Source organism: Streptomyces sp. MGP-P1 (assembly GCF_057766565.1).
In genome coordinates this window covers 146,050-168,379 of record NZ_JBYMEM010000001.1, presented here as the reverse complement: position 1 = coordinate 168,379, position 22,330 = coordinate 146,050, and the positions used below count along the sequence as shown (strand labels likewise).

Sequence of the window (22,330 nt, the reverse complement as noted above, 5' to 3'; positions counted from 1 at the left end):
GGCCAGTCCGTCAGTCGACCATGTCCGCCATCGCGACCACCTTGTCGATCCGCACCCGTACGACCAGTTCGCCGGGCACGCCGTTGCGTCGGCCGAACTCCTCGGCGGCGTCGGCCTCCACGTAACGGTGGGCGATCAGCGTCGCCCACCGCAGCAGTTCCCCGGGGTCCGTGCTCAGCTCGGCATGCCCCTGCACCACCGCGAACGCGTACGGAGGCCGGTCGTCGTCGACGCAGAGGGAGACCCGCCCGTCGCGTGCGAGGTTGCGCCCCTTCACGCTCTCCTCGCCGGTGTTGAAGACCACCGAGTCGCCGTCGAGAAGGAACCAGACGGGGGCGACGTGCGGACTGCCGTCGGCCCGCACCGTCGAAACCTTCGCCGTGCGCGTGCCCTTCGAGAGGAAGGCCCGCCATTCTTCTTCGGTCATGTGGTGTGCCATGGACCCATCCTGAGCCCGATCCCCGCATGGCGCGAAGCGGCGCCCCCGGAGGAGAGGGGCGCTTGCCCCCGCGGGGCCGTTGCGCGAGGCTTACGCGCGTAGCGGGGCACGGGGAACGAGGGTACGGGGAGGACGAGCACATGCCGCTTGACCGGGGACTTGACTGGCTCCTTGACGATCTCACCAGCAGGGTGCAATTCATACGGCACGCCTTGGTGCTGTCGAACGACGGACTGGTCACCGGGGCCAGCACCGGGCTCGCCCGGGAGGACGCGGAACACCTGGCGGCGGTCTCCTCAGGTCTGCAGAGCCTGGCGCGCGGCTCGGGGCGCCACTTCCGGGCGGGCCGGGCGCGTCAGACCATGGTCGAGTTCGACGAGGCCCTGCTCTTCGTGACGGCCGCTGGCGACGGCAGCTGTCTGTGCGTGCTGACCGCGGCCGAAGCCGATGTCGGCCAGGTCGCCTACGAGATGACCCTGCTCGTCAACCGGGTCGGCGAACACCTCGGAGTCTCCGTTCGTCAGGGCGGACCCGAAGACATTGAACCCTTCTGACCTGCACTTATCATCGCCGAAGAAGAGTTATCCACAGGGGTGACGGGCGATGGCTTCCTCGGGCTACCGTAATCACGGAGAGTAATTGAGCCGACGGGGGAGGACAGAGTCATGACGGTCAAGGAAGCGTTCCGAGCACACGCCGGGACCCAGGGGACGGACACCGGGGCCGATACCAGGGCCCAGGCCGCGCGGGCCAGGACGCGGGGCACACGGGTCATCGGCACGAGCGTCCGGGGCGATTCCCTTCCCGAGGACGCCGGCACGGAGGTGGAGGGCGAGGGCGGGCGAACCGCGTCCGCCGCCCCGGCGGCGACGGTTGCGGCCGGGCGCGCGGCCCAGGAGCTGGGCATCCGGCGGGCGGAGTTCGAGCTCGCGGTACACCTCGGGCTGATCGCCGTCGTCGGCGCACCGGGTGGTGGGCGGCCGCGGGTGCACGAGGAGGAGATCGCGCGCCTGCGGGAGCAGCCGGGCTTTCCCGATGGCCTGGCGGAGCGGGTCCGCACCGTCGGAACAGCGGAAGGAGCGGCCCTGTTGGGCATCGCCCCGGCGCGGTTCACCCGGCTCGCCCGGGCAGGATGCGTCTCACCGGTCACGTTCTATCTGAACCGGTATCGCGCGGTGGTCTGGCTCTACCTCGCGGACGAGCTCGCCGCCTTCGCGGCCAGGGAACCCGACCTGCTGGCCGGACGAACGCCGTTGGGGATGCGCTCGCTGCTCGAGTCGGGCGTCGACTGGCGGCCGCGCAACTGGCGCTCGCAGCGCATCGACCGGCTGCTGAACCGCACGAGGGACCCGTGGGTGCGAACGGCGGTCGAGGCAACGGCACTGGACCCCGTGCAGCTGGCGGAAGTGGTGGACGACCCCTATGAACGCGCCTATCTCGTGCGCGTCCGGCCGGAGCCGGTCTTCGGACGCCCGGGCTCCATGGCGGCGAGGGAGGCCATGGGGGAGCTGATGCTGGCCGATGACCCCGACGAGATCCTCTGGCGGCGGGTCAACCTGACGCTGGAGCTGGACGGGGCACGCGAGGACCGGCCGGCCCCGCGCCCCGGGGACGACGGCGCAACCCGAGCGGCGCCCGCCGTCCGGGCCGGCGCCGACTTCCGTACCGTGACCGCGCTCGCGGAATCCGCCGCCGAGCCGGCTCCGTTGCCCGCCGCCGGGGCGTCAGGCTGCGCCCCGGCCAGTGTGCCGACCGGAAAGGGGCTGCTCGCAAGGCTGGGATGGCGTGGGCGCGGAGCCGGATAGGTGTTCGCGCCGATCGTTCGGATGGGCCATGCTGTCCGCATGTTGATCAGGGAAGCAACCTCCGAGGACTGGCCTGCCATCTGGCCGTTCTTCCATTCGATCGTCTCCGCGGGCGAGACGCTCACCTATCCACTCGATCTCGGTGAGGAGGACGCCGAGGGATGGTGGTTCGTCGCAGCGCCGAGCCGGGTGGTCGTCGCCGTGGACGATGCGGGGACCGTGCTCGGCACGGCAAAGATGAATCGCAACCACATGGGCAACGGAGCGCACATAGCCAGCGCCACGTACATGGTCGACCCCGCTCACTCCGGCCGGGGAGTGGGGCGCGCGCTGTGCGAGTACTCGGTCCGCTGGGCTCGCGCCGAGGGTTATCGGGCCATGCAGTTCAACGCGGTGGTCGAGACCAACACTCACGCCGTCAAGCTGTACCGCTCGATCGGCTTCGAGGTGATCGGAACCCTTCCGGAGGGCTTCAACCACCCGACCGAGGGCTATGTGGGGCTGCACATCATGCACAAGGCGCTGTGACGGCGAGCGTCTTCGCAGGGCCCCGCTTCTCATCGGCGGGTGTGAGCGCGACGATCAGCCGAAGGGATGATCGGCTGCAGGTCCCAGCTCCGGGCCCGGCAGTGTACGGCCCGCCGGGCCGGCGTCCGCCGGGCCGCTCGCGGTGGCCCCCGGGACGACGGCCCCGGCCCAGGAGAGAGCCGTCCATCCCGAGTACGGCGAGCCCTCGACCACCACTACGCCCGTGTTCTCCAGGCTGTGTTCGGCGGCGAACCCGACAGTGACGTTCCGTGCGCGGGCAGCCGTCCACACGCGGATCGCGGCACCATGACTGACGAGCGCCACGGTCCCGCGCTCCCCGGCGCGCGCTGCCTCGTCCACCACGGCGTCGAAGCGGGCCAGCGCCTCCGTCCCGCTCTCGCCCCCGGGCATCCGGCGGGCGATGTCCCCGGCGGACCAGGCGAAGGCGGTCGTCAGGTACTGCCGGACCGCCTCCTCGTCGGCCCGCATCTCCAGGTCACCGGCCGAAAGTTCGCGGATTCCGTCGCGGATCTGGACCTCGATGCCGCGCTCCGCGGCGAGGGGTGCGGCCGTGAGTTGCGTACGGGTCAGGGTGGAGGCGTACAAGGAGGCGATGTCCTCCTCGGCGAGCGCCTCGGGGAGGGCGGCCGCCTGACGCAGTCCGAGGTCGGTGAGGCCAGGACCGGGCCGGGCGGTGTCCAGGAAGTGGCCGACATTGGACGGAGTCTGGCCGTGACGGATCAGCAGCAATCGCATGGAAGGGGTCATGCTCCAGACTCAGGCGCACAGGTGGCGGCAGATAGGTGCTCCGTCCATCCTCTCATTGGGCCGGACCGGAGGGCAGCACGATGGGGGGCCCGCCCGTTTTGCCGGAAGTAGCCTGGCTATGCCCGGAGTTGGCACGTGGGTTCACGCATGGGGGCGACGACGCCGTTCCTGGACGATGGCAGTACTGTGCGCCCCATCGCCATTCGGGCGATGAGACGTATCTGGAGGAAGAATCCATGACCATACCCAGGAGATCGTGGCGTGGCGCGGGAGCACTCGTGGCCGCTGCGGTCGTCGGTCTGACCGGAGGCGTCATCTCCGCCGGTCCGGCCGCGGCTCACACCCCCACCTGGGCCGTGACCTGCTCCGAGGTGACTCTTGACCTCACCAACTACACGAGCGACGTCCCCAACACGGTGACCGTGACGGTGGACGGCGAGGGCCTGCTGCCCACCGAGACGTTCGGCCGTGAGTTCCACAAGAAGCTGACGCTTCCCGAGCACGACGAGCCGGTGACCGTCCGACTGGTCGTCAAGGACGCCGACGGCGAAGGCAAGCACTCCATCGACCAGACGAAGACGGCGGAGGTGTGCGACGAGGAGCCGAGCCCCACGCCGCCGACCCCGACCCCGACCGAGTCGGTCCCGGGCGAGCCGACCCCGTCGGAGACGCCGTCCACCGGGACGCCCGAGCCGAGTGCCACCCCCAGTGAGCAGCCTTCGGAGTCCGCGCCCGCCGTGCCCGCCCCGAGCCCGAGCTCGCCGGACCTGGCCGAGACCGGCTCGTCGTCGTCGACGCCGGTCATCGGTGGCGCCGCCGTCGCGGTGCTGCTGGCCGGTGGCGGCATCCTGTGGGCCGTCCGCAAGCGGCGTACCGCCCAGAACTGACGCTCCAAGGGCGAGGGGTGTGCCGCACCACCGCGGTGGTGCGGCACACCCCTTTCCGTCCGTCACCGTTCCGCGACCGTCCGGGGCGGTGTGGTGGCCGGCGGGGGAGCGGGGCCGATCTCGCACCAGACGGCCTTGCCCTCGCCCCTCGGTTCGATGCCCCAGCGCGTGGCGACCGCGTCGAGCAGGAGCAGCCCCCGGCCCGAGGTGGACGTCTCACCCGGCGTGCGCCGACGGGGCCAGGCGCTGGACCGGTCCTGGACCGACAGCCGGATCCGCCGCACCGGTTCGGGCAGCACCTCCAGCGTCAGAACAGCCCCGCCCTCGGTGTGCAGGAGCACGTTCACCAACAACTCGCCCGTGACGAGCTCGGCATCGTCGGCGAACTCGGCCATGTCCCAGTCGGCGAGGGCCTGGCGCACGATCGCGCGGGCGTCCGATAGCCCTTCCGGGTCCGCCTGGTGAATGTACTGGTGCAGTCGCGGCGCGTGCGACGACCCCACGTCGGGGCTTCGGCGCAGGACGAGGAGTGCCACATCGTCCCCCGCCCCCCACCGTTCCCACAGCCGTTCCGACAGGTGATCGGCCAGCGACTCGGCCCCGGCGGGTCCGGCGCTCACCTCGTTGCGCAGCGCGTCGATCCCGGTGTCGAGGTCGGCTCCGGGCTCCTCCACCAGCCCGTCCGTGTACAGGACGAACGTCTCACCGGGCACCAGGTCCAGCCGGGTCTCCGGGTACTCCTCGTCCTGGAGGTCCGTGGAGATGCCCAGCGGTAGCCCGCCGCGCACCTGTGGGCTGCCGACCCGCCCGTCGAGGTGGCGGATCAACGGACCGAGGTGCCCGGCCCGTACCACCTGCACCGCTCCGGACGCCAGGTCGACCTGGGCGTAGGTGCAAGTGGCGAAACGGTCGGTGTCCAGTTCGGAGAGGAAGCGCGAGGCCCGCGCCAGCACGGTGGCCGGCGGGTGCCCCTCGCCGGCGTACGCGCGCAGGGCGATGCGCAACTGGCCCATGATCGCGGCCGCGTGGGTGTCGTGTCCTTGTACGTCCCCCACGACCAGTCCGTAACGGTGCTTGGGCAGGGTGATCACGTCGTACCAGTCGCCGCCGACCTGTCGGCCGCTCCACGCCGCGTGGTACCGGACCGCGATCTCGCCGCCCTCGACATCCTGAATCCGGGGCGGGAGCATCGCGGACTGGAGTTGGGTGGCGAACTCCCGCTCCTCGTCGAAGAGCATCGCTCGTTGCAGGGACTGGGCCACGATGGCGGCGAGGCCCAGGCACAGAATGCGCTCGTCCGCGTTGAAGACCGTGCGCTCGCGGTAGAAGAGGGCCAGACCACCGAGCGACCGGGCCTGGGCCACCAGCGGCAGATACGCCGCCGCCCTGAACCTCAGCTTCCCGAGATGCGGCTCCAGTTCCGGGTAGCGACGGGCCAGCGCGGAGAGGGAGGTGATGAACCGGGGGCGTCCGCTGCGGATCGTGTCCGCGAGGGGGAGGTTGCGGTCGAGATCACCGGAGCCGAGTCCGTCGAGCACCTCGAGCGACTCGCCGCTCAGCGCGACGATGTTCAGCGCGGCATTCTCCACGAGCCCCAGCGCGAGGCCGTCGGCGCCGAGCCGGGCCAACCCGCCGGGTCCGGTGAGGGCTGCCGTCACGTCGTCCACGGTCACCGCACGGGACATGGCGCTCGTTGTTCGTTCAACGATATTTGTCTGGCGCTGCCGCCGCTTTTCCAGATCGAGAACGAAGGCCGAATGGGTGACCTCCGCTGTCGCGTCCCGGACGACGCCCACGATCCGGTGCGCCTTCCCGTCCTTCGATCGCAGAATGCGGGCCTGGACATGGGTCCACTGGGTGGTCCCGTCGTCCAGCGGCACACGGAAGTGGACGCTGTAGGAATTACTGCCGCCGGTGATGGCCTCGTCGATCGTGACGTCGAGCCGGGCCCGCTCCGCCGGTTCCAGGTGCTCCAGCAGGGCGCCCGGGCGCGCGTCGAATGTCGCAGGATCCACGCCGAACACCATCAGCCCGGCCTCGTCGATGTCCAGGGTCCGTGTGTCCAGGTCCCAGTCGAAGCTGCCGGTCCGATTCATGGCGAGGCGTTCCGTCGGCCGGATCTCACCATTGGTCTTCCGGTCGATCCGGCGGAGCGGAGAGGCCTCGGCGTCCTGCCGCCGTTCGTCGTCGGTCATGCCAGCTCCGGAGGTCGTCCGGCGGGGCCGCACGTCGGCGGACCTCGTAGGCCTCAATTGTCGAGCCGCATCCATCGGAGTGCCACAGCGGCTCGCCCGCGAACCCTCACGCCCGGACCCCACACGCCCGCATTCCCGCTCCCGTCCCGGTCCGGGGGGCGCGGGGCGGCAGCCGAAGGCCGTCGGCGACCATGGAGGGCGTCCCACGTGTCCACGAGCTCAGCGAGCGGAGCGCACGCATGAACGACGACCGGCCCGTCCTGCTGGAGAAGAGGGGCACATGCCTGCACCTCACACTGAACCGCCCCCGGGCGCTCAACGCTCTCAGCCACACCATGGTGCGGCTTCTCGACGAGGCCCTGTCCCGCGCCGAGCAGGACGAATCGATCGCATCGGTACTGCTGTCCGGGGCCGGCGACCGGGGCCTGTGCGCCGGTGGTGACATCCGTGCCCTGCACGACGACGCACGGGCCTCGGGACGTGCGTCCCTTGAGTTCTGGCGTGACGAGTACCGCCTCAATGCCCGCATCGCCCGATTCCCCAAACCGTACGTCGCACTGATGGACGGCATCGTGATGGGCGGAGGAGTCGGGGTGTCCGCACACTCCGGAATCCGTGTCGTCACCGAACGTTCACGCGTCGCCATGCCCGAGACCGCGATCGGCTTCGTGCCCGATGTCGGGGGCACCCGCCTGCTGGCCACCGCCCCCGGCGAACTGGGCACCCATCTGGCGCTCACCGGCCGATCCGTCGGGGCGGCCGACGCCCTACTCTGCGGTCTGGCCGATCATCACATCCCTGCCGGCCTCCTGCCTGCCCTGACCGAGGCGCTGGGAGAGTCGGCCGACCAGGACCAGTCGGTGGCGGGCATCGTGCAGCGGTTCGCCACCGAGCCGCCGCTCGGCGAGCTCGCAGCGCAACGCGACTGGATCGACGGTTGCTACGCGGCGGACAGCGTGGAGGAGATCCTCCGCCGCCTGCGCGAGAGCGGTGTTCCCGCGGCGGAAGCGGCGGCGGACGAACTTCTGACCAAGTCGCCGCTCGCGCTCAAGGTGACGCTCGCCGCCATCCGCCGCGCAGCCCGGCTCGACAGCCTGGAGGCCGTGCTCGACCAGGAGTTCCGCGTCTCCAGCCGGGCGTTCGAACACCCTGATTTCGTGGAGGGGGTGCGAGCCCGGATCATCGACAAGGACAACGCACCGCAGTGGAAGCCGGGCTCCCTCGCCGAGGTCGACGACCGGGAGGTCGCCCGGTTCTTCGCACCTCTCGGCCCCGGTGAACAGGAGCTCGGACTCGCTCCGGGACCCACGGGCGTCCCCGTCAACGAGGGACAGGCCGATTAGGACCGGACCGGCGGGGGCCAGGCCGGGCGCCGCCCCCCGCCCGGCCTATCTGTCGCTGCCGGAGAGGCTCGGCTGCAGTGCCCGAACGAGAGCGAACAGCCGGTCCTCGTTGCCCGTCAGCCCCGCGCTGCGCAGGGCATGGTCGGCCTCCCGCATCGGAGAGGTGAGTAGCGGCAGGTAGACCGGTGCGTCCTCGGGGTCAGCGAGCGCTGCCCGGGTAGCTTCCAGCAGTCGGACGTACGCCTGCGCCGCGGCGAGCTCGTCGTGGTCCATCTCGGCTCCTCCTCCTCAGAGCTGTCGGGCCGTCAAGCATCCCCCATGGGTCTGACAGCGCCGCCTCAGGCCCGGCCGCGCTCGCCGGACAACCCGCTCGGCGGTTCCACCTCCAGGTAACGCCGTCTGCGGGGCCCTCGGTAGAGCAGGACCGTCCAGCCCAGATCCCGCAAGGCCGAAGCGCAGCCGACCAGCGCCTCCTCCTCGTCATGAGCGGCGCCGCTGCCCGGCGGTCCGGTCCACTCGACCCGTACCGAACCTGGCGACTCCCCGCCGCTCACCCGGTATCCGGCCGACACACGCCGTCCAGACGGGTCGACGGCCGAAGGCGTGGCCCCCGACCTCTCCAGAGCCAACGCGATCGCCCTGACCGGGCGGTTCACTTCCCACGGAGCTGGCGCGGCCACGGGGTCGGGCCGCCCGGCGCCGGTGAGCCGACGGATCTGCAGCAGTCCCTCGAACGCGGTCCGCACCGAGGCGGCCCGTGCCGCCGCGGGTTCGGCGGCCGGTGGTCCGTCGCCGGTCGCGGGCTCGAATCCGTTGCTCTCCTCGGTGCTCATGTGCCCCCTCGCTGTCCAGGTGCCCCCTCGCTGATCCGTACCGTGCCCAGTCTGCACCGGCGGCGACCGGCGGTATCCCCGGGGAGGCGCAGTGGTCGACGGGTGCTGTGGCCGACAGCGCTGAACAGAGCGACAGGTCCGACGGGAGTGGCGCCTCCCGGCCCCTCGGTAGACTCGTGTGCTCTGCACCCGTTCTTTCCGCAGCACCATTCACGCGAGGACCCGCCGACCGTGCCCGACAACGAACCGACCGCCGTGCCCGACAACGGGCGGGAGTCTCTGCGTGCGGACTGCGCGAACTGTTTCGCTCTGTGCTGCGTCGCCCTCACACTGACGGCCTCTGCGGACTTCGCCATCGACAAGGACGCCGGGCGGCCCTGCCCCAACCTTCAGGACGACTTCCGCTGCGGCATCCACACCCGGCTGCGGCCGAAGGGCTTCTCCGGCTGCACCGTGTACGACTGCTTCGGCGCCGGCCAACAGGTCTCCCAGGTGACCTACGGCGGGCGTGACTGGCGTTCGTCCCCGGACCTCGCCGCGCAGATGTTCCAGGTGTTCCCGGTCATGCGTCAGCTCCACGAACTGCTGTGGTATCTCACCGAGGCCCTCGCTCTGCCGGGCGCACGTCCCCTGCAGGGCGAGATCCGCCGGGCCCTCGAAGAGACGGAACGGCACACGGCACGGCCGGCCGTCGACTTCGCGGAACTGGACATCGCCGGTCACCGCGATCGGGTCGCCGGGCTGCTCCTGCGCACCAGCGAACTCGTCCGGGCCGCCGCGCCCCGCCGCAAGAAGCGCAACCACCGCGGTGCCGACCTCATCGGAGCCCGTCTGCGCGGAGCCGACCTGCGCGCGGCGGACCTCCGTGGGGCCTACCTGATCGCCGCCGATCTCACCGGAGCCGACCTCCGTCTGGCCGACCTCATCGGTGCGGACTTCCGTGACGCCGATCTCTCGGACGCCGACCTCACGGGAAGCCTGTTCCTCACCCAGGCCCAGCTCAACGCCGCCACGGGCAACGCGAAGACAGCACTTCCCACGTCTCTGAGCCGCCCTCCGCACTGGGCCGCCTGACCACCGGGTCCACCTGACCGTCTGGCCCGCCTGGCCGTGGTCTGAAAGCGGGTAGTTTCCCTCGCCACGTGGCGTGATGATCTCGGTGTGGACCGAGGGGATCTGTCTGACGAGCAGTGGTCGGTCTTGCTGACCGGTTGCCGGTCGTGGTGAGGGACGTCCGCATACTGGATGTATGGGGACGTTCCGACAATGAGGCGAGGTGCCGTAGTTGCCGTCGTACGCCCGCCCTGGCATTGCGGACCAGCCTTTAGCTTTCGGCGCCCCTGGCGTCTGCCTCGAGTGCTGCCTTGAGACGCTCCAGCGTCGTGCGGATGTTGCCGCCCTGGAACTGCGCGAAGGTCTTCCCGCCCGTCGCGACGCGGTCGAACGCGTTGGCGAGGAAGTCAGGCCAGCGACGCCGGTCGTCGGTCCAGGTCTCGGTGACCCGGGTCGCGCCGTCCACTGCCTCGAAATGGTAGTCCCACGTGGCGATCGGCCCCGGGAGCAGAGGCCGCCGCAGACCGATCGCATGCACCCGGAAGGTGAAGCGCTCGCCGGGGTCGGCCGCGGTCACTGTGCACCGTGTCGTCCAGCGCGCAGCACCGCGCTTGTTCCGACCCTCGAAGACCATGCCGACGTATGCAACGCGCCGCTCGCCGTGCACGGTGGCGCCACGGTTCTCCGGGCTCCAACGCCCCATCGCCGTGGGGTCGCTGAGCTGTTCATAGATCTGCGCCGGGCTGGCGTCGATGACGATGCTGTCTGCTACGGACATGATGCGGGGCACGGTGAGACTCCTTGTCCACGGCCGTCGACGGGCCACGCCCGGGTGCCGTACGGGCCGTGGGCCGACATCCCGGAGCCCATACCTTACTCGTGAGTAGATTCCGTGGGGGGTGCGGGTGGGAGCAGCTCCGGGGCGCCGCCACGCACAACCGTGGGCGGCGGCCGGATCATCGTGGCGCGACCCGGCACGGGGGTCGCGGCGGTTCAACGCGTTCGGCGCTCCCGCCGGTTCGCCACCCGGACCCGTATGTCGGCCGACAGACTCTGCACGCCGCCGCTGTCACGGGCGTCCGCGATGACCTCGGCCACGGACCGCACGATCTGTGCCGGCCGGGCACTGGGCTCCACGACCACCGTCACCACCGCCCGTAGCGGTCGGCCCACCAGACGCACGCGGGCGCGCACCACGTCGTCGAACGCCACCACCTGAGTGGTCATAGCCCGTTCCCACGCACGCCTGCGCAACACCGGACCGCTCCGTGGCAGCGCCGACCATCGGCTCCTGCCCGACAGTGCCTGACGGGCCAACCACCACACCAACAGCGCCAGAACGAGGGCGAGCCCGGCGATGAGCGCAGGACTCCACCAACTCTCCTTCCGGAACCGTGCAGTCAATCCGCGGTCCAGCAACACCCCGTCCGGCGCGGGCGTCGGCCACCAGTGCGGGACACGGCCCACCACCGGGACCCACCCCGAACCGTCGCCCACGGCCAGCCAGCCGCCGCAGACGACCAGGACCAGCCCGGCGGCACCGAGCAGCGACCGGTTGACCGCGCCACGCCTGATTACCGACATCCCTTCACGCCTCTCTCTGTTCAGCCGGAGCCGGAGCCACTGTCCCAGCGGCTGCGGATTGCGTCGGCTCCTCGATGGACGGCCGAGGCTCGGGCCGGTCACGCCGGAGCCGGATCCCGACCCGCAGCACGGGAGCCCGAGCCAGGCCCAGCCCCGGCAGAGACGCTCCGACGACTCGGACCACTTCGGCCCGCACCTGCTCCGGGCCGCCGTAGCCCACTTCTGCCAGCACTTTTACGCGTCGCCGCCGCACACTCACCCGGACCCGAACCACTCCGGCTACGGCTGCGGTCCGGTCGTGGACGACCCGGGCGACGGCCGACCGGTCGAGCGTCGCCCGCAGTCGCGGCGCGGGCGCGGCCATCGTCAGCCCGCGCCGATACCCTGGGATCAGGGTGCACCCCAATAGCCATGCGCCGGTCAGCGCGGTCAGCACCCCGCCGACCCGGACCGCCGTGTCCGCCGGGCCGTGCGTCGACGCCCACTCGACCAGCCAGGTCCGCCAGGCGGCGGGCGTGCCGCCGAGCCGCACCGCGACGACGTCCACCAGGAGCAGCGCACAGATGGTGGCTAGGACGGCCGCCGTCAGCGCTGCGGGAATCCGGCGCTGAGCCCGGATCCGGCCGCCTGGGCCACCCCTCCGTACGGCGTGCTCCGCCGAGCGCGCCGCATCGTCTGCCCGGCAGGGCGCATCGTCCGAGGGGCCCCGGGCGGGCCGCAGCGGAATCACCGAGAGCGCATCGATCCGGATGTCCGCGTGCGGAACGGACAGACCTGTCAGGGCCGCTGTCCGGGTCCGTGCCCGCTCCCGGATCCGCTCGGCCGCCTCGTCCGCCCGTATCGGATACGGCAGCCGGACGCCGACCGTGACCCGCGCGGACGTGCCGCGCACCGAAGCCGAACCGCGGGTCACCGCGCCGCCGTCGGGCAGCGCCTCGGCCGCCGCCCGCTCGGCGATCCGCCGGACGGCGCGGGGAGCCACCGTCGTCGTACCACGCCCGGCGGCGGGGATCGTCATGGCCGCCGCCCGGCCACCGTGTCCAGGAACTCGCGGAGGCTGGTGCCCCGGTCCACGAGGTGTCCGGCGAACCAGCCCACCGCGCCGAGCGACGCGACCACGAGGAAGGCACCGAACCCGCCGAACCAGCCCGCGAACCCCAGCGCCATGCCCGCCGCCGCCCCGTAGGCACCCCGGCCCGGTGCACCACCCGCCGGGCCGGACGCGTCCATCTTCCGCGTCACGTCGTCACGCCACGCGCGTCTCGGACGAGACGGCCTCTTCGTCGTCCTCGGGCAGATGCACGTCGTTGACCGTCACATTGACCTCGACGACCTCAAGGCCCGTGGTGCGCTCCACCGCCGCGATGACATTCTCGCGGACGTCGTGCGCCACATCGGTGATCGCGACCCCGTACTCGACGACAAGGTCCAGGTCGATGGCGGTCTGGCGCTCGCCCACCTCGACCTTGACTCCCCGCCCGACGTTCGGCCGGCCGCCCGGCACCCGGTCGCGGACCGCGCCGAGGGTACGGGAGAGGCCGCCGCCCATGTCGTGGACGCCGGGGATCTCGCGGGCCGCCATCCCCGCGATCTTCACGACGACGGTGTCCGCGATGGAGGTGCGGCCTCGCGTCGCCGCCGGCTCGGCTGCCCCGGTGGCCCCGCTGCCGACCGTGGTGGTCCCGCCCGCCGAGCCGCCCTGCTTCGTCGTGCCCGTCCGCGAAGCGGCTCCCGCGGGGGGAACGGTCGCTGCTGGCTGGATGGTGGTCATGGAAACTCCTAGCGTCTCGCTCGGCTCGTTCTGCCTGACATCTCGTTGGACACGCTGTGCGCCGATTCGTCACGCGGGTTCGCGGATATTTCCCGGAAGCGGGACGACGGCCCACGGAGCGTCGGGCGACGGCACACCGTGCGGTGCAGACAAAAGCGCGAGAGCGCGTGACGTTCGGCCTCGCGGTGTGTCCAACGACGAGAAGCGGTCACGAGGGCACGTGTAGAGACGCGTGCGGGGTCGTGTGCCGGACGCGTACGGAAGCAGGAGCAGGCGTCGTGGAAATGAGCGGGGAAGGAGTTGGTCCGTGCCCGGCGACGGGAATCAGCTGACGGAGCGCGCGCCGGACGCCGCGCCGTCCGACGAGGCACTGCTGGTGGTGAGGGCAGGAGAGGGGGACGAGGAGGCCTTCGAGGTGCTCGTGCGCAGGCACAGCCCCGTGATGTTGCAACTGGCGATGCGCGTTCTCGGCGACCGGGCGGACGCTGAGGACGCCGTGCAGGACGCCTTCGTGAGCGCCTGGCGAAAACTCCCGGAGTTCCGCCGGGACGCCTCCTTCCACACATGGCTCTACCGCATCGTCACCAACCGCTGCCTCAACCGGCTCAGAGCTCGCAGACCGGCGGCGGACCTCGACTCGGTGCCCGAGCAGGCAGCCCCCGAGCACCAGGCGTCCCCTGCCCGTGCGGTGGAGTCGAGGGCAGCCGTCGACGCGCTGGCCGAGGCGATGGCGGGACTCTCACCCGAACAGCGCGTGTGCTGGGTGCTGCGTGAGATGCAGGGACTGTCGTACGAGAGCATCGCGGGAACGGTCGGAATCAGTCTGCAGGCGGTCCGCGGCCGGGTCTTCCGGGCCCGCCGCTCCTTGACGGAGGCGATGAGCGCATGGCGATGAGCGCCAATCCGGACCGGCCGAAGGAGAGCCGGCACGAGCAGAGCCGATACGAGGAGGAGGATGAGCGGCTCGGTTGCGGGCGCCTGCTCACCGACGTCTGGGAGGCCTGGGACACCGGCCGCTCGGCGGAGGACCCGCACTTCGCCGAATGCACCTTCTGCTCGGCCGCCCTGGCCGACCTCACAGGCCTTGGCGACGCGGTACGCCGCACCTGTGAGCAGGAGCCCGGCACACCGGACACCACGGTCATAACGGCTCGGGTCATGGACCTCGTACGGCTCGAACTGCGTCCAGGACGGTCACTGCCGCTGGGAGAGCCGGGGGAGGACCACTGGATGGTCGAGTCCGCGGTCGCACGGATACTGCGGGCGGCGGTCGACAGCCTGCCCGGGGTGCGGGCCGGGAGCTGCCGTATCGCCCCACTCGACCCGGCGGACCCCACCGGAGAGCTGCACATTCGGGTCGAGGTGGCGGCGAGTCTCGGCCTGCCCATGCGGGACCTGGCCGACGCCGTGCGCGCGCGGGTCGCCGAGGTCGCCGACCGGGACATCGGTATCCGCCTCGCGACCACCGACGTTCTCGTTGTCGACATCCTCGACCCGGCCGACACTCTCGACGTCTTCTACGAGGACGCCGGCCACCGTGTGCACAGCGACGGCGACGGAGATGACGGTACGGTTATCGGCGGTCACACGGACGGCCGGGCCGAAGGACACGGGACGGGAGCAACGCGATGACCGCGGACACACGCCGGGACCGGGTGGCCGGGGCTGCCGCCGAGGCCGCTCGCGGCGTGCGCGGCGTCGCGTTCCTGCGCCCCGGCATGGCGGACCTGCTACGCACCCGGATCGCCGAGCACACCCCGCGCCTCGCCCCACTGACTGGGAACAGGACACCGGGAGTGAGGGTCGGCCGGGACGAGGGCGGCGGCTGGCACATCGACGTCCGGTTCGTCCTGTGCCGTGGTCACCGGGCGCTTGACGTCACCAGGGCCGTGCAGGCCGCGGTCGGCGCCGTGCTGCCGGAGGAGCCGGTGGTCTCGCTGCGGATCACTGTGACGGGCGTCGTCTGAGGGGCGGCCGGCGCTCCGGCCGGGCGGGTGCGTCCGTTTCCCGCCCGGCCGAAGTGGTCGCCCGGTCCTCCCATCAGCGTGACGCCCGGTATCAGGCGCGCCACTCCGCGGTGCGCTCCTGCGATGCTTCCGAGAGGGCCTTCACGATGGCCTCGACGTCGCCCTGACTGCCGTACACCGGCGTGCCGGGCTGCTGGCGCCAGGATTCGTCCAGGCCGCCGCTGTCGACGGTGTCGAAGCCCAACTCGTCGATGAGGTCGCGTACCGCCTGTTTGGCCTTCGGGTCGTCGCCCGCCACAGGGAGAGCCTGTCGGCCCGGAGTGCCCTGCGGGCGGCCCCGGTCCAGGATGTCCTGGGCGTACGTGCCGTTGAACGCCTTGATCACGGGGTGACCGATCTGCTGCTCCGTCCACCGGCTCTCGGGCAGCCCGTCCTCGATGGCGGCGATGCGGCCGTCGCGCTGCTGCGGGTAGTAGTTGCCCGTGTCGATGACCGCGACGCCCTCCGACGCACCGTCGAGGAATCCGGCGGGCAGGTCGGGCACGGCCTTCAGCGGCACGGTGACGACGACCACCTGGGCGCCCCGCGCGGCCTCCGACGCGGGCACCGGCTTCGCCCCGGTCTCTTCGGCGAGGGCGGTAAGCGTCTGGGGGCCGCGGGAGTTGGCGACCGCGACCTCATGCCCCAGGGCGGTGAGACGTCGCGTCAGGTTGCCGCCGATGTTGCCCGCGCCGATGATGCCGATCTTCATGGATCCGACCTTCCGAAGCTTGCCGAGTGGAGAAGAGTGAACAGGAGTGGGGGAGAGAAGTGATTCTGTCGCTTCACCAACTCCGGTGCCGGAGACGCTATTCCTCTGCCTGCGAGGGAATATTCGATCCGTTCCCGGACGTTCATGCCGGGTTGCGGTTGTGCCGGCCGAGGGCGGAGGAAGGGTTCGGCCTAGGCCATTTGAGTGTCCTTGTCGGCCGCTCGCCCCGGACGGGGAAGGATGTCCCACCGCACCGATCTCCGTGGGTCCATTCTGGTCGCCGAGTCCACACGGGCCGTCGACCGAAGGAGCGTCGTAGTGACGACGAGGGGCATCTCGCAACCGGTGGAGACCGATACCGCCGACCAGGACGAAATGCCGGTACGGCGCGGCGAACCCGGCAACGTGGTCATCAAGTGGATGACCACCACGGACCACAAGACCATCGGCACGCTCTACCTCGTCACCTCCTTCGCGTTCTTCTGCGTGGGCGGGCTCCTGGCGTTGGTGATGCGAGCCGAGCTGGCCCGGCCCGGTATCCAGCTGATCTCGAACGAGCAGTTCAACCAGGCGTTCACGATGCACGGCACGATCATGCTGCTGATGTTCGCGACGCCGCTGTTCGCCGGATTCGCGAACTGGATCATGCCGCTGCAGATCGGCGCGCCCGACGTGGCGTTCCCGCGGCTGAACATGTTCGCGTACTGGCTGTACCTCTTCGGCTCGCTCATCGCGGTGGCCGGCTTCCTCACCCCGCAGGGTGCGGCCGACTTCGGCTGGTTCGCCTACTCCCCGCTCAACGACGCGGTGCGCTCTCCGGGTATCGGCGCCGACATGTGGATCATGGGTCTGGCCTTCTCCGGCTTCGGCACGATCCTCGGCTCGGTCAACTTCATCACCACGATCATCTGCATGCGCGCACCCGGCATGACGATGTTCCGCATGCCGATCTTCACCTGGAACGTCCTGCTGACCGGTGTGCTGGTCCTGCTGGCCTTCCCGGTCCTCGCCGCGGCCCTGCTGGCGCTGGAGGCCGACCGCAAGTTCGGTGCGCATGTCTTCGACGCGGCCAATGGCGGCGCCCTGCTGTGGCAGCACCTGTTCTGGTTCTTCGGCCACCCCGAGGTCTACATCATCGCCCTGCCGTTCTTCGGCATCGTCACAGAGATCTTCCCGGTCTTCAGCCGCAAGCCGGTCTTCGGCTATATCGGCCTGGTCGCGGCCACCATCGCCATCGCAGGCCTGTCCGCGACCGTGTGGGCGCACCACATGTTCGTCACGGGCGGTGTGCTGCTGCCGTTCTTCTCCTTCATGACCTTCCTCATCGCTGTGCCGACAGGCGTAAAATTCTTCAACTGGATCGGCACCATGTGGAAGGGATCGCTCTCCATGGAGACCCCGATGCTCTGGGCCGTCGGTTTTCTGGTCACCTTCCTGTTCGGCGGTCTGACCGGAATCATTCTCGCCTCACCACCTCTGGACTTCCACGTCTCCGACTCGTACTTCGTCGTCGCCCACTTCCACTACGTGGTATTCGGCACCGTGGTCTTCGCGATGTTCGCCGGATTCCATTTCTGGTGGCCGAAGTTCACCGGGAAGATGCTGGACGAACGGCTCGGGAAGATGACGTTCTGGACCCTCTTCGTCGGATTTCACGGGACGTTCCTCGTTCAGCACTGGCTCGGCGCGGAGGGCATGCCGCGTCGTTACGCGGACTACCTCGACGCCGACGGCTTCACCGCGCTGAACACGATCTCCACCATTTCCTCCTTCCTGCTGGGCCTGTCGATCCTGCCGTTCTTCTACAACATCTGGAAGACCGCCAAGTACGGCAGGAAGGTCGAGGTCGACGACCCGTGGGGCTACGGCCGGTCCCTGGAATGGGCCACTTCCTGCCCACCGCCGCGGCACAACTTCGTCACCCTGCCGCGGATCCGTTCCGAATCCCCGGCGTTCGACCTGCACCACCCGGCGGTCCGCTCTCTACAGGAAGCCACCAACCGCCCCCAGGACTCCACGATCGTCGCCCCCGGGGACCGGCAGGAGTGAATGCGACCCACGACCTTGACGAAGCGGCGGGGTGGGAGAGGAGGACGGGGTGAAACCCGATGAGGACTGCGCCCGGGGCCTGGCGCAACTGGAAGGCTTTCTGCTGTGGAACGCCGAAGTCGAGAGGGCGCGACGACAGGCGCGCCGCTTCACCGACCGGTTGCCCTGGTTGACCACAGCACAGCGTGAGGACGTCGAGCGGGTGTTCATCACCGAACGCGTCGCCGCTTCCCGGGAGTCGCTCACCCGCATCCGGGACCGCGCGGACGAATTGCGCGAGGAGTACACCGGGCGTTACGTCCGGCTCCGGGCCCGCTGCGTCGCCGTCTCGGCCGGCGCGGTGGGCGCGGCGATCTGCGTCGGCACGGCGCTGATGTTGGTCCTGCGCTGAGCCCGGAGGGATCCCGCCGGGCTCCGGTGCGGCCGGTCGGCGGCCGCACCGGACGGGCCCGGACGCGCGAGCGGTGCCGGAACGGTCAGTGCCGTACCAGGCAGAAGGGGTGCCCGGCGGGGTCGGCGTACACACGCCACCCGCGCGCTTCGTCCCCGGCGTCGAGCAGGGCCCCCCCGCACGCCAGAACCACCTCGTGCGCCCGTTCCTGGTCGGTGACGCCGAAGTCCAGGTGGAACTGCTGGGGCGGGTCCTGGCCGGGCCAGCCGGGCGGCCTGTGGTCGGCCACCCGCTGAAAGGCGAGGACGAGTCCACCGGGTGTGTGCAGCGTGGACCAGTCCGCGCCGCACGCCCATCTCCCGTCGGCCCGGTCGACCTCGCCCCCGAGCAATGACGCGTAGAAGCCGGCCAGTTCCTTCGGGTCCGGGCAGTCCAGTGCCACGCACTCCACTTGAGCGATCATGGCGGCATCCTAAGGGCTGCCCGGCGGGCTCAGCGGGCCCCGAACACCTGGGTCCACACCGGACCGCCGCCCGAGTTCTGCTTGCCGACGCCGATCTCCTTGAAGGAACAGTTGAGGATGTTCGCGCGGTGTCCCGGGCTGTCCATCCAGGACCGCATCACGTCGGCCGGGGTCTGCTGGCCCTTGGCGATGTTCTCGCCGTAGGTGGACCACCGATAGCCAGCGGCGCTGATCCGGTCGCCTGGATCCCTGCCGTCCTGCGAGGTGTGCGAGAAGTAGTCCTTGGCCTCCATATCGGCGGAGTGCCGTTGCGCGGCTGTGTTGAGCTGATCGTTGACGGTCACCGGACCGCAGCCCTCCTTGGCCCGCTCCGCGTTGACCAGATCGGTGACCTGACCCGCTGTTCCCGCCGGTGCGGGCGGTGCGGGAGGTGCGGGCGCCGGCGGGTCCGGCTTCGGGGCCGGGGCGGTGGTGGTGGGCGCGGGTGGTGCCGGGGTGCTCTTCTCCGGCTTGGCCTTGGGAGTACGCGAGGGACTCGGCGTCGGGGAGGCGCTGGGCGACGGGGACGCGGAGGCCGAGGAAGACGGGGACGACGTCGGTGAGGCCGGGGTGGGCGCCTGGGAGCGGGGGGCCGGAGCGTCGGCGGTGACGGTCGTCGCGTCCCGGTCGTCGGCGTCGGTGTAGAGGTGCACCGCCGCACCGCCCGTGCCGAGCGCGGCGACCGCGACCACGGCGGCTATGGCTGAGTTGCGACGGCGTCGTCGGGCCTGCACCCGTCTGCGCTCCGCGCGTCCCGCCCCGGCGCCGTGCGAGCCAGGACCGGGCACCTGGAGTCGCGCAGCCATGGTGAGCAGCTCCGGAGCGGCCCCCGCTCCCGCCGCGGCCACCGGGACGAGTCCGAGGCCCACCAACAGCCCTTCGGCAGGAACAAGCCCCGAGCGGTGCCCCGAGCACACTGTGCATTCGCGGGCGTGGCGGGCCAGCCGCTTGCGCCACGGGGCGGAGGGGACGCCGTCCCAGCCCATGGCGATGTCCTCCAGCAGCACGCACGGCGGTTCGGCCGCCAGCGCGCCCACCACGACCCTCGCCGCCTCCAGCTGGGCCTTCATCCGCTGCACCCGTACGGCGGTGTGCTGCGGGGAGAGTTCGAGGGCCGCGGCGACCTCGGCACGGGACAGGTGCCCGGCGGTCTCCAGCCACCACAGCGACAGCAGGGCCCGGTCGTCCTCGTCCAGCCAGCGTGTCGCCTCCGCTACCTGGCGACGCTGGCCGGTCAGGCCCAGCTCCAGGATCGTCACCTCGACGAAGTCCGCCCGGGGATCCGGCAGGTCGTACGCGGCGTCCAGCCGGTCCGCCGGTATCGCACCGGACTGCCTGTCACGCCAGTGCGTGCGTATCTCGTTCATGGCTATCGCCACCAGCCAGGAACGGAAACGCTCCGGGTCGCGCAGGTCGGGCAGGCCCCGGAGCATGCGCAGCACGGTCTCCTGCACCACGTCGTCCACGTCCGCATGACCGTCCAGCGCACGTCCGACGACGTTGTACAGCAGCGGCAGGTACGCCGAGACGAGCTGGTCCTTGGCCTGCTGGTCGCCGCTCCGCGCCGCCGCGATCAAGACCGTCCAGTGATCCTTGCCCATGCTGTACTCACTCTTCCGGGGTCCGGTGCTGTCACTTCCCACACTCGGGAGACGGGGTGCGGGCGGGACGATAACAAGAATCCGGCGGGCAACCCCGGGGATCTTCGCCGCCGCCCTCCGCCACGGGTCTCGTTCGGGACCCGTGGGTCAGTGTGCGCGGGGGCACGACGTACTCCGCGCACCGGGCCGTGCCACGGATCGCATTCCGTGACACGGCCCGGTGCGCGGGCCGGACGGCGGCCGAAGGACGGCGGCCTTCCCGGTCACCGGCGGGGGGCTCAGGCGCGGGGCGGCCCGTCCTGGTCGCGGTCCGCTCCGAACTGCTGCTTGAGCCTGTCCTGACCGGTGTCGACGTGACCCTTGTACTTGCCCTTCGTACGGCCGTCGACCATGTCGCCGGCCTTGTCGATGCCCTTGCCGACCTGCTCTTCGTGGCCCTTGAGCATCTTCTTGATCTTGTCCAGTGCGGACATGCGTCCTCCTCGTCGACTCTGCACCCCCCTCTCAAGGGTCACCGCACCGGGCACCGCCCGCATCCGCGCCGAGGGACGACGAGGACGCCGACAGGTGGGACGGGGGCGGCCGGGAAGTGTGAAGCCGCGCCGACTGGGCACATACCGGTTGACCAGGAGGAGGTGGTGGCAATGGGCCGCATCCGAGTTGTCGTCCGTCGTCCCCCGCCCCCTACGGGGCCGCCGCCGTTGGATCTGCGCACCCCGTCCGGCCGCCCCCTGCCGTACTGACCGTCGGCGTTCACCGCCCTTCGAGGCACCGGTGCGTACCACGCGCTACCGGTGGTCCGGGCGGGGGCCACCGTCGAGCGGGCCGTGCCGCCGTTCCCTGTCCTCGTACCGCGTCGCGGCGGGCCCCGACAGCGGTGCCAACTGCTCGACCAGGGCCTCCAGCTCCTCGACGGCGTACTCCGTCTCGCGCCGGATGTTCTTGTGCTCCGCGACGACGGCCCCGAGCAGCAGCCCGGTGAGCGCGACGCTTCCGTTGAGCAGGGAGAGATTGGCCATGATCTCCATCAGGCTGTGCCCCGCGAACGGCCCCACTCCATCCGTACCGGCGATGATGGCGAGCACCGAGACGACCATGGCGCACGGGGCGCTGCCGGGCAACTGGAAGCGCAGGGCCGCCCAGATGATCACCGGGAACACCACATAGATCATCGACAGCGAACTGCGCGTAGCGATCAGCGACGACACGACCACGACGACCGCGAGGACCGACGCCTCCAGCCACCGGTCGGACGGACGGGGCCACCGCACCCCGCGCAGGACCAGCAGCACGGGGGTGACGACCAGGACCCCCATCGCGTCCCCCGCCCACCAGGACGCCCCGACCAGCCAGAACCGTCCCGGCGGGACCTTGCCGTCGAGCAGCAGCGTGAAACTCCCGATGGCGGCGCTGATCAGCATCCCCGCGAACGCGCCGAGGAAGACCAGGCAGACCCCGTCCCGCAGCCGGACCAGCTCACTGCGGAAGCCAACCCTCCGCAACAGGGCGTACGAGGCGAGCGGGGCGACCGTGTTGCCGAACATGATGGCCAGACTGCTCACGGTGAACGCATCGCCGGTCTCGAGGACTGCGAGCAGCGCGCCCAGCGCGATGCCCGGCCAGACGCGGACGCCCAGGCACAGCAGTGCGGCCAGGGCGATGCCGGTGGACGGCCACAGGGGTGTGACGACCGCGCCGTCCACGACGACCTGCCGCATCAGCCCGAGATGCGCCGACAGGTAATAGGCGCCTGCCACGCCCAGGATCTGCGCCACGTACGCGGCCCGACGTCTGGCTTCCTCGGTGCGGATCACCCGCTCATCAGACACCGGCCGCGATGGGACTCGGCAGGTGACACGCGCG

Annotated in this window: 26 protein-coding genes; 11 read left to right on the top strand and 15 right to left on the bottom strand. The window is 70.8% G+C overall.

Annotated features, from left to right (window positions below):
• Nucleotides 1–10 precede the first annotated feature (10 nt).
• Nucleotides 11–439 carry a PPOX class F420-dependent oxidoreductase gene (locus tag AC3CH1_RS00755; protein ID WP_488461045.1) on the bottom strand — a complete coding sequence of 143 codons (429 nt, stop codon included), beginning with the start codon at nucleotides 437–439 and terminating at the stop codon, nucleotides 11–13.
• 140 nt (nucleotides 440–579) lie between these two features.
• Here AC3CH1_RS00755 and AC3CH1_RS00750 point away from each other — a divergent pair, with 140 nt between their 5' ends.
• From AC3CH1_RS00750 to AC3CH1_RS00740, 3 genes are all read left to right on the top strand, one after another.
• A complete protein-coding gene (locus tag AC3CH1_RS00750) occupies nucleotides 580–993 on the top strand; it encodes a roadblock/LC7 domain-containing protein (RefSeq protein ID WP_047180336.1) in 414 nt (137 codons plus the stop codon).
• Nucleotides 994–1,104: 111 nt separating this feature from the next.
• Nucleotides 1,105–2,244: a DUF6397 family protein gene (locus tag AC3CH1_RS00745; protein ID WP_488461044.1), complete on the top strand. Its 1,140-nt coding sequence runs from the start codon at nucleotides 1,105–1,107 to the stop codon at nucleotides 2,242–2,244.
• Nucleotides 2,245–2,283: 39 nt separating this feature from the next.
• A complete protein-coding gene (locus tag AC3CH1_RS00740) occupies nucleotides 2,284–2,772 on the top strand; it encodes a GNAT family N-acetyltransferase (protein WP_488461043.1) in 489 nt (162 codons plus the stop codon).
• Between the two features lie 54 nt (nucleotides 2,773–2,826).
• Here AC3CH1_RS00740 and AC3CH1_RS00735 read toward each other — a convergent pair whose 3' ends face one another.
• Entirely contained in the window at nucleotides 2,827–3,528 is a 702-nt protein-coding gene (locus AC3CH1_RS00735) for a histidine phosphatase family protein (protein ID WP_488461042.1), read from the bottom strand.
• Nucleotides 3,529–3,776: 248 nt separating this feature from the next.
• Between AC3CH1_RS00735 and AC3CH1_RS00730 the strand changes: the two genes are divergently transcribed.
• Nucleotides 3,777–4,427, top strand: a complete 651-nt coding sequence (locus AC3CH1_RS00730; RefSeq protein WP_488461041.1) for an LAETG motif-containing sortase-dependent surface protein — start codon at nucleotides 3,777–3,779, stop codon at nucleotides 4,425–4,427.
• 62 nt (nucleotides 4,428–4,489) lie between these two features.
• Here the strand turns inward: AC3CH1_RS00730 and AC3CH1_RS00725 are convergent, their stop codons facing one another.
• Nucleotides 4,490–6,622 carry a SpoIIE family protein phosphatase gene (locus AC3CH1_RS00725; protein ID WP_488461040.1) on the bottom strand — a complete coding sequence of 711 codons (2,133 nt, stop codon included), beginning with the start codon at nucleotides 6,620–6,622 and terminating at the stop codon, nucleotides 4,490–4,492.
• A gap of 239 nt (nucleotides 6,623–6,861) precedes the next feature.
• On the opposite strand from AC3CH1_RS00725, the gene AC3CH1_RS00720 reads away from it, so the two are divergent.
• Complete coding sequence (locus tag AC3CH1_RS00720; protein WP_488461039.1) at nucleotides 6,862–7,965, top strand: enoyl-CoA hydratase/isomerase family protein; 1,104 nt, start codon at nucleotides 6,862–6,864, stop codon at nucleotides 7,963–7,965.
• A gap of 45 nt (nucleotides 7,966–8,010) precedes the next feature.
• Here AC3CH1_RS00720 and AC3CH1_RS00715 read toward each other — a convergent pair whose 3' ends face one another.
• The gene (locus tag AC3CH1_RS00715) at nucleotides 8,011–8,238 is read right to left on the bottom strand and encodes a hypothetical protein (protein ID WP_488461038.1); all 228 of its coding nucleotides are present in this window, start codon (nucleotides 8,236–8,238) and stop codon (nucleotides 8,011–8,013) included.
• Between the two features lie 65 nt (nucleotides 8,239–8,303).
• Nucleotides 8,304–8,798 carry a hypothetical protein gene (locus tag AC3CH1_RS00710; protein WP_488461037.1) on the bottom strand — a complete coding sequence of 165 codons (495 nt, stop codon included), beginning with the start codon at nucleotides 8,796–8,798 and terminating at the stop codon, nucleotides 8,304–8,306.
• Between the two features lie 231 nt (nucleotides 8,799–9,029).
• Here AC3CH1_RS00710 and AC3CH1_RS00705 point away from each other — a divergent pair, with 231 nt between their 5' ends.
• Nucleotides 9,030–9,872 carry a pentapeptide repeat-containing protein gene (locus tag AC3CH1_RS00705; protein ID WP_488461036.1) on the top strand — a complete coding sequence of 281 codons (843 nt, stop codon included), beginning with the start codon at nucleotides 9,030–9,032 and terminating at the stop codon, nucleotides 9,870–9,872.
• Nucleotides 9,873–10,122: 250 nt separating this feature from the next.
• On the opposite strand, the gene AC3CH1_RS00700 is transcribed toward AC3CH1_RS00705, so the two are convergent.
• From AC3CH1_RS00700 to AC3CH1_RS00680, 5 genes are all read right to left on the bottom strand, one after another.
• Nucleotides 10,123–10,641, bottom strand: coding sequence for an SRPBCC family protein (locus AC3CH1_RS00700; RefSeq protein ID WP_488461035.1), 519 nt, complete (start codon nucleotides 10,639–10,641; stop codon nucleotides 10,123–10,125).
• Nucleotides 10,642–10,844: 203 nt separating this feature from the next.
• Nucleotides 10,845–11,435, bottom strand: coding sequence for a hypothetical protein (locus AC3CH1_RS00695; RefSeq protein WP_488461034.1), 591 nt, complete (start codon nucleotides 11,433–11,435; stop codon nucleotides 10,845–10,847).
• A 4-nt stretch (nucleotides 11,436–11,439) separates the two neighbouring features.
• A complete protein-coding gene (locus AC3CH1_RS00690) occupies nucleotides 11,440–12,453 on the bottom strand; it encodes a DUF6286 domain-containing protein (RefSeq protein ID WP_488461033.1) in 1,014 nt (337 codons plus the stop codon).
• Nucleotides 12,450–12,677 carry a hypothetical protein gene (locus tag AC3CH1_RS00685; protein WP_274342700.1) on the bottom strand — a complete coding sequence of 76 codons (228 nt, stop codon included), beginning with the start codon at nucleotides 12,675–12,677 and terminating at the stop codon, nucleotides 12,450–12,452. Before AC3CH1_RS00685 ends, AC3CH1_RS00690 begins: the two co-directional genes overlap by 4 nt.
• A gap of 4 nt (nucleotides 12,678–12,681) precedes the next feature.
• The gene (locus AC3CH1_RS00680) at nucleotides 12,682–13,206 is read right to left on the bottom strand and encodes an Asp23/Gls24 family envelope stress response protein (RefSeq protein WP_488461032.1); all 525 of its coding nucleotides are present in this window, start codon (nucleotides 13,204–13,206) and stop codon (nucleotides 12,682–12,684) included.
• Nucleotides 13,207–13,513: 307 nt separating this feature from the next.
• On the opposite strand from AC3CH1_RS00680, the gene AC3CH1_RS00675 reads away from it, so the two are divergent.
• The 3 genes from AC3CH1_RS00675 to AC3CH1_RS00665 are packed head-to-tail and all read left to right on the top strand — an operon-like array spanning nucleotide 13,514 to nucleotide 15,173.
• A complete protein-coding gene (locus AC3CH1_RS00675; protein WP_488461031.1) occupies nucleotides 13,514–14,101 on the top strand; it encodes an RNA polymerase sigma factor in 588 nt (195 codons plus the stop codon).
• Nucleotides 14,092–14,838 carry a hypothetical protein gene (locus tag AC3CH1_RS00670; RefSeq protein ID WP_488461030.1) on the top strand — a complete coding sequence of 249 codons (747 nt, stop codon included), beginning with the start codon at nucleotides 14,092–14,094 and terminating at the stop codon, nucleotides 14,836–14,838. Before AC3CH1_RS00675 ends, AC3CH1_RS00670 begins: the two co-directional genes overlap by 10 nt.
• Entirely contained in the window at nucleotides 14,835–15,173 is a 339-nt protein-coding gene (locus AC3CH1_RS00665) for an Asp23/Gls24 family envelope stress response protein (RefSeq protein ID WP_488461029.1), read from the top strand. Before AC3CH1_RS00670 ends, AC3CH1_RS00665 begins: the two co-directional genes overlap by 4 nt.
• A 91-nt stretch (nucleotides 15,174–15,264) precedes the next feature.
• On the opposite strand, the gene AC3CH1_RS00660 is transcribed toward AC3CH1_RS00665, so the two are convergent.
• Nucleotides 15,265–16,173, bottom strand: coding sequence for an NADPH-dependent F420 reductase (locus AC3CH1_RS00660; protein ID WP_488461028.1), 909 nt, complete (start codon nucleotides 16,171–16,173; stop codon nucleotides 15,265–15,267).
• A 126-nt stretch (nucleotides 16,174–16,299) separates the two neighbouring features.
• On the opposite strand from AC3CH1_RS00660, the gene ctaD reads away from it, so the two are divergent.
• Both ctaD and AC3CH1_RS00650 read left to right on the top strand, forming a co-directional pair.
• Complete coding sequence (ctaD, locus tag AC3CH1_RS00655) at nucleotides 16,300–17,973, top strand: aa3-type cytochrome oxidase subunit I (protein WP_488462109.1); 1,674 nt, start codon at nucleotides 16,300–16,302, stop codon at nucleotides 17,971–17,973.
• 49 nt (nucleotides 17,974–18,022) lie between these two features.
• Entirely contained in the window at nucleotides 18,023–18,364 is a 342-nt protein-coding gene (locus tag AC3CH1_RS00650; RefSeq protein WP_488461027.1) for a hypothetical protein, read from the top strand.
• 85 nt (nucleotides 18,365–18,449) lie between these two features.
• Here AC3CH1_RS00650 and AC3CH1_RS00645 read toward each other — a convergent pair whose 3' ends face one another.
• From AC3CH1_RS00645 to AC3CH1_RS00630, 4 genes are all read right to left on the bottom strand, one after another.
• Nucleotides 18,450–18,827 (bottom strand): VOC family protein, encoded by a 378-nt coding sequence (locus AC3CH1_RS00645; protein WP_488461026.1) that lies wholly within the window; start codon nucleotides 18,825–18,827, stop codon nucleotides 18,450–18,452.
• A gap of 29 nt (nucleotides 18,828–18,856) precedes the next feature.
• Nucleotides 18,857–20,467 carry a sigma-70 family RNA polymerase sigma factor gene (locus AC3CH1_RS00640; RefSeq protein ID WP_488461025.1) on the bottom strand — a complete coding sequence of 537 codons (1,611 nt, stop codon included), beginning with the start codon at nucleotides 20,465–20,467 and terminating at the stop codon, nucleotides 18,857–18,859.
• A 278-nt stretch (nucleotides 20,468–20,745) separates the two neighbouring features.
• Entirely contained in the window at nucleotides 20,746–20,940 is a 195-nt protein-coding gene (locus tag AC3CH1_RS00635; RefSeq protein WP_488461024.1) for an antitoxin, read from the bottom strand.
• A 315-nt stretch (nucleotides 20,941–21,255) separates the two neighbouring features.
• The gene (locus tag AC3CH1_RS00630; RefSeq protein WP_488462108.1) at nucleotides 21,256–22,281 is read right to left on the bottom strand and encodes an MASE1 domain-containing protein; all 1,026 of its coding nucleotides are present in this window, start codon (nucleotides 22,279–22,281) and stop codon (nucleotides 21,256–21,258) included.
• Nucleotides 22,282–22,330: the final 49 nt, after the last annotated feature.

What these genes read in the sequence shown, in the direction of transcription:
- AC3CH1_RS00755 (WP_488461045.1), bottom strand. Translation starts at nt 439, where the DNA reads ATGGCACACCACATGACCGAAGAAGAATGGCGGGCCTTCCTCTCGAAG.
- AC3CH1_RS00750 (WP_047180336.1), top strand. Translation starts at nt 580, where the DNA reads ATGCCGCTTGACCGGGGACTTGACTGGCTCCTTGACGATCTCACCAGC.
- AC3CH1_RS00745 (WP_488461044.1), top strand. Translation starts at nt 1,105, where the DNA reads ATGACGGTCAAGGAAGCGTTCCGAGCACACGCCGGGACCCAGGGGACG.
- AC3CH1_RS00740 (WP_488461043.1), top strand. Translation starts at nt 2,284, where the DNA reads ATGTTGATCAGGGAAGCAACCTCCGAGGACTGGCCTGCCATCTGGCCG.
- AC3CH1_RS00735 (WP_488461042.1), bottom strand. Translation starts at nt 3,528, where the DNA reads ATGCGATTGCTGCTGATCCGTCACGGCCAGACTCCGTCCAATGTCGGC.
- AC3CH1_RS00730 (WP_488461041.1), top strand. Translation starts at nt 3,777, where the DNA reads ATGACCATACCCAGGAGATCGTGGCGTGGCGCGGGAGCACTCGTGGCC.
- AC3CH1_RS00725 (WP_488461040.1), bottom strand. Translation starts at nt 6,622, where the DNA reads ATGACCGACGACGAACGGCGGCAGGACGCCGAGGCCTCTCCGCTCCGC.
- AC3CH1_RS00720 (WP_488461039.1), top strand. Translation starts at nt 6,862, where the DNA reads ATGAACGACGACCGGCCCGTCCTGCTGGAGAAGAGGGGCACATGCCTG.
- AC3CH1_RS00715 (WP_488461038.1), bottom strand. Translation starts at nt 8,238, where the DNA reads ATGGACCACGACGAGCTCGCCGCGGCGCAGGCGTACGTCCGACTGCTG.
- AC3CH1_RS00710 (WP_488461037.1), bottom strand. Translation starts at nt 8,798, where the DNA reads ATGAGCACCGAGGAGAGCAACGGATTCGAGCCCGCGACCGGCGACGGA.
- AC3CH1_RS00695 (WP_488461034.1), bottom strand. Translation starts at nt 11,435, where the DNA reads ATGTCGGTAATCAGGCGTGGCGCGGTCAACCGGTCGCTGCTCGGTGCC.
- AC3CH1_RS00690 (WP_488461033.1), bottom strand. Translation starts at nt 12,453, where the DNA reads ATGACGATCCCCGCCGCCGGGCGTGGTACGACGACGGTGGCTCCCCGC.
- AC3CH1_RS00680 (WP_488461032.1), bottom strand. Translation starts at nt 13,206, where the DNA reads ATGACCACCATCCAGCCAGCAGCGACCGTTCCCCCCGCGGGAGCCGCT.
- AC3CH1_RS00670 (WP_488461030.1), top strand. Translation starts at nt 14,092, where the DNA reads ATGGCGATGAGCGCCAATCCGGACCGGCCGAAGGAGAGCCGGCACGAG.
- AC3CH1_RS00665 (WP_488461029.1), top strand. Translation starts at nt 14,835, where the DNA reads ATGACCGCGGACACACGCCGGGACCGGGTGGCCGGGGCTGCCGCCGAG.
- ctaD (WP_488462109.1), top strand. Translation starts at nt 16,300, where the DNA reads ATGCCGGTACGGCGCGGCGAACCCGGCAACGTGGTCATCAAGTGGATG.
- AC3CH1_RS00645 (WP_488461026.1), bottom strand. Translation starts at nt 18,827, where the DNA reads ATGATCGCTCAAGTGGAGTGCGTGGCACTGGACTGCCCGGACCCGAAG.
- AC3CH1_RS00640 (WP_488461025.1), bottom strand. Translation starts at nt 20,467, where the DNA reads ATGGGCAAGGATCACTGGACGGTCTTGATCGCGGCGGCGCGGAGCGGC.
- AC3CH1_RS00635 (WP_488461024.1), bottom strand. Translation starts at nt 20,940, where the DNA reads ATGTCCGCACTGGACAAGATCAAGAAGATGCTCAAGGGCCACGAAGAG.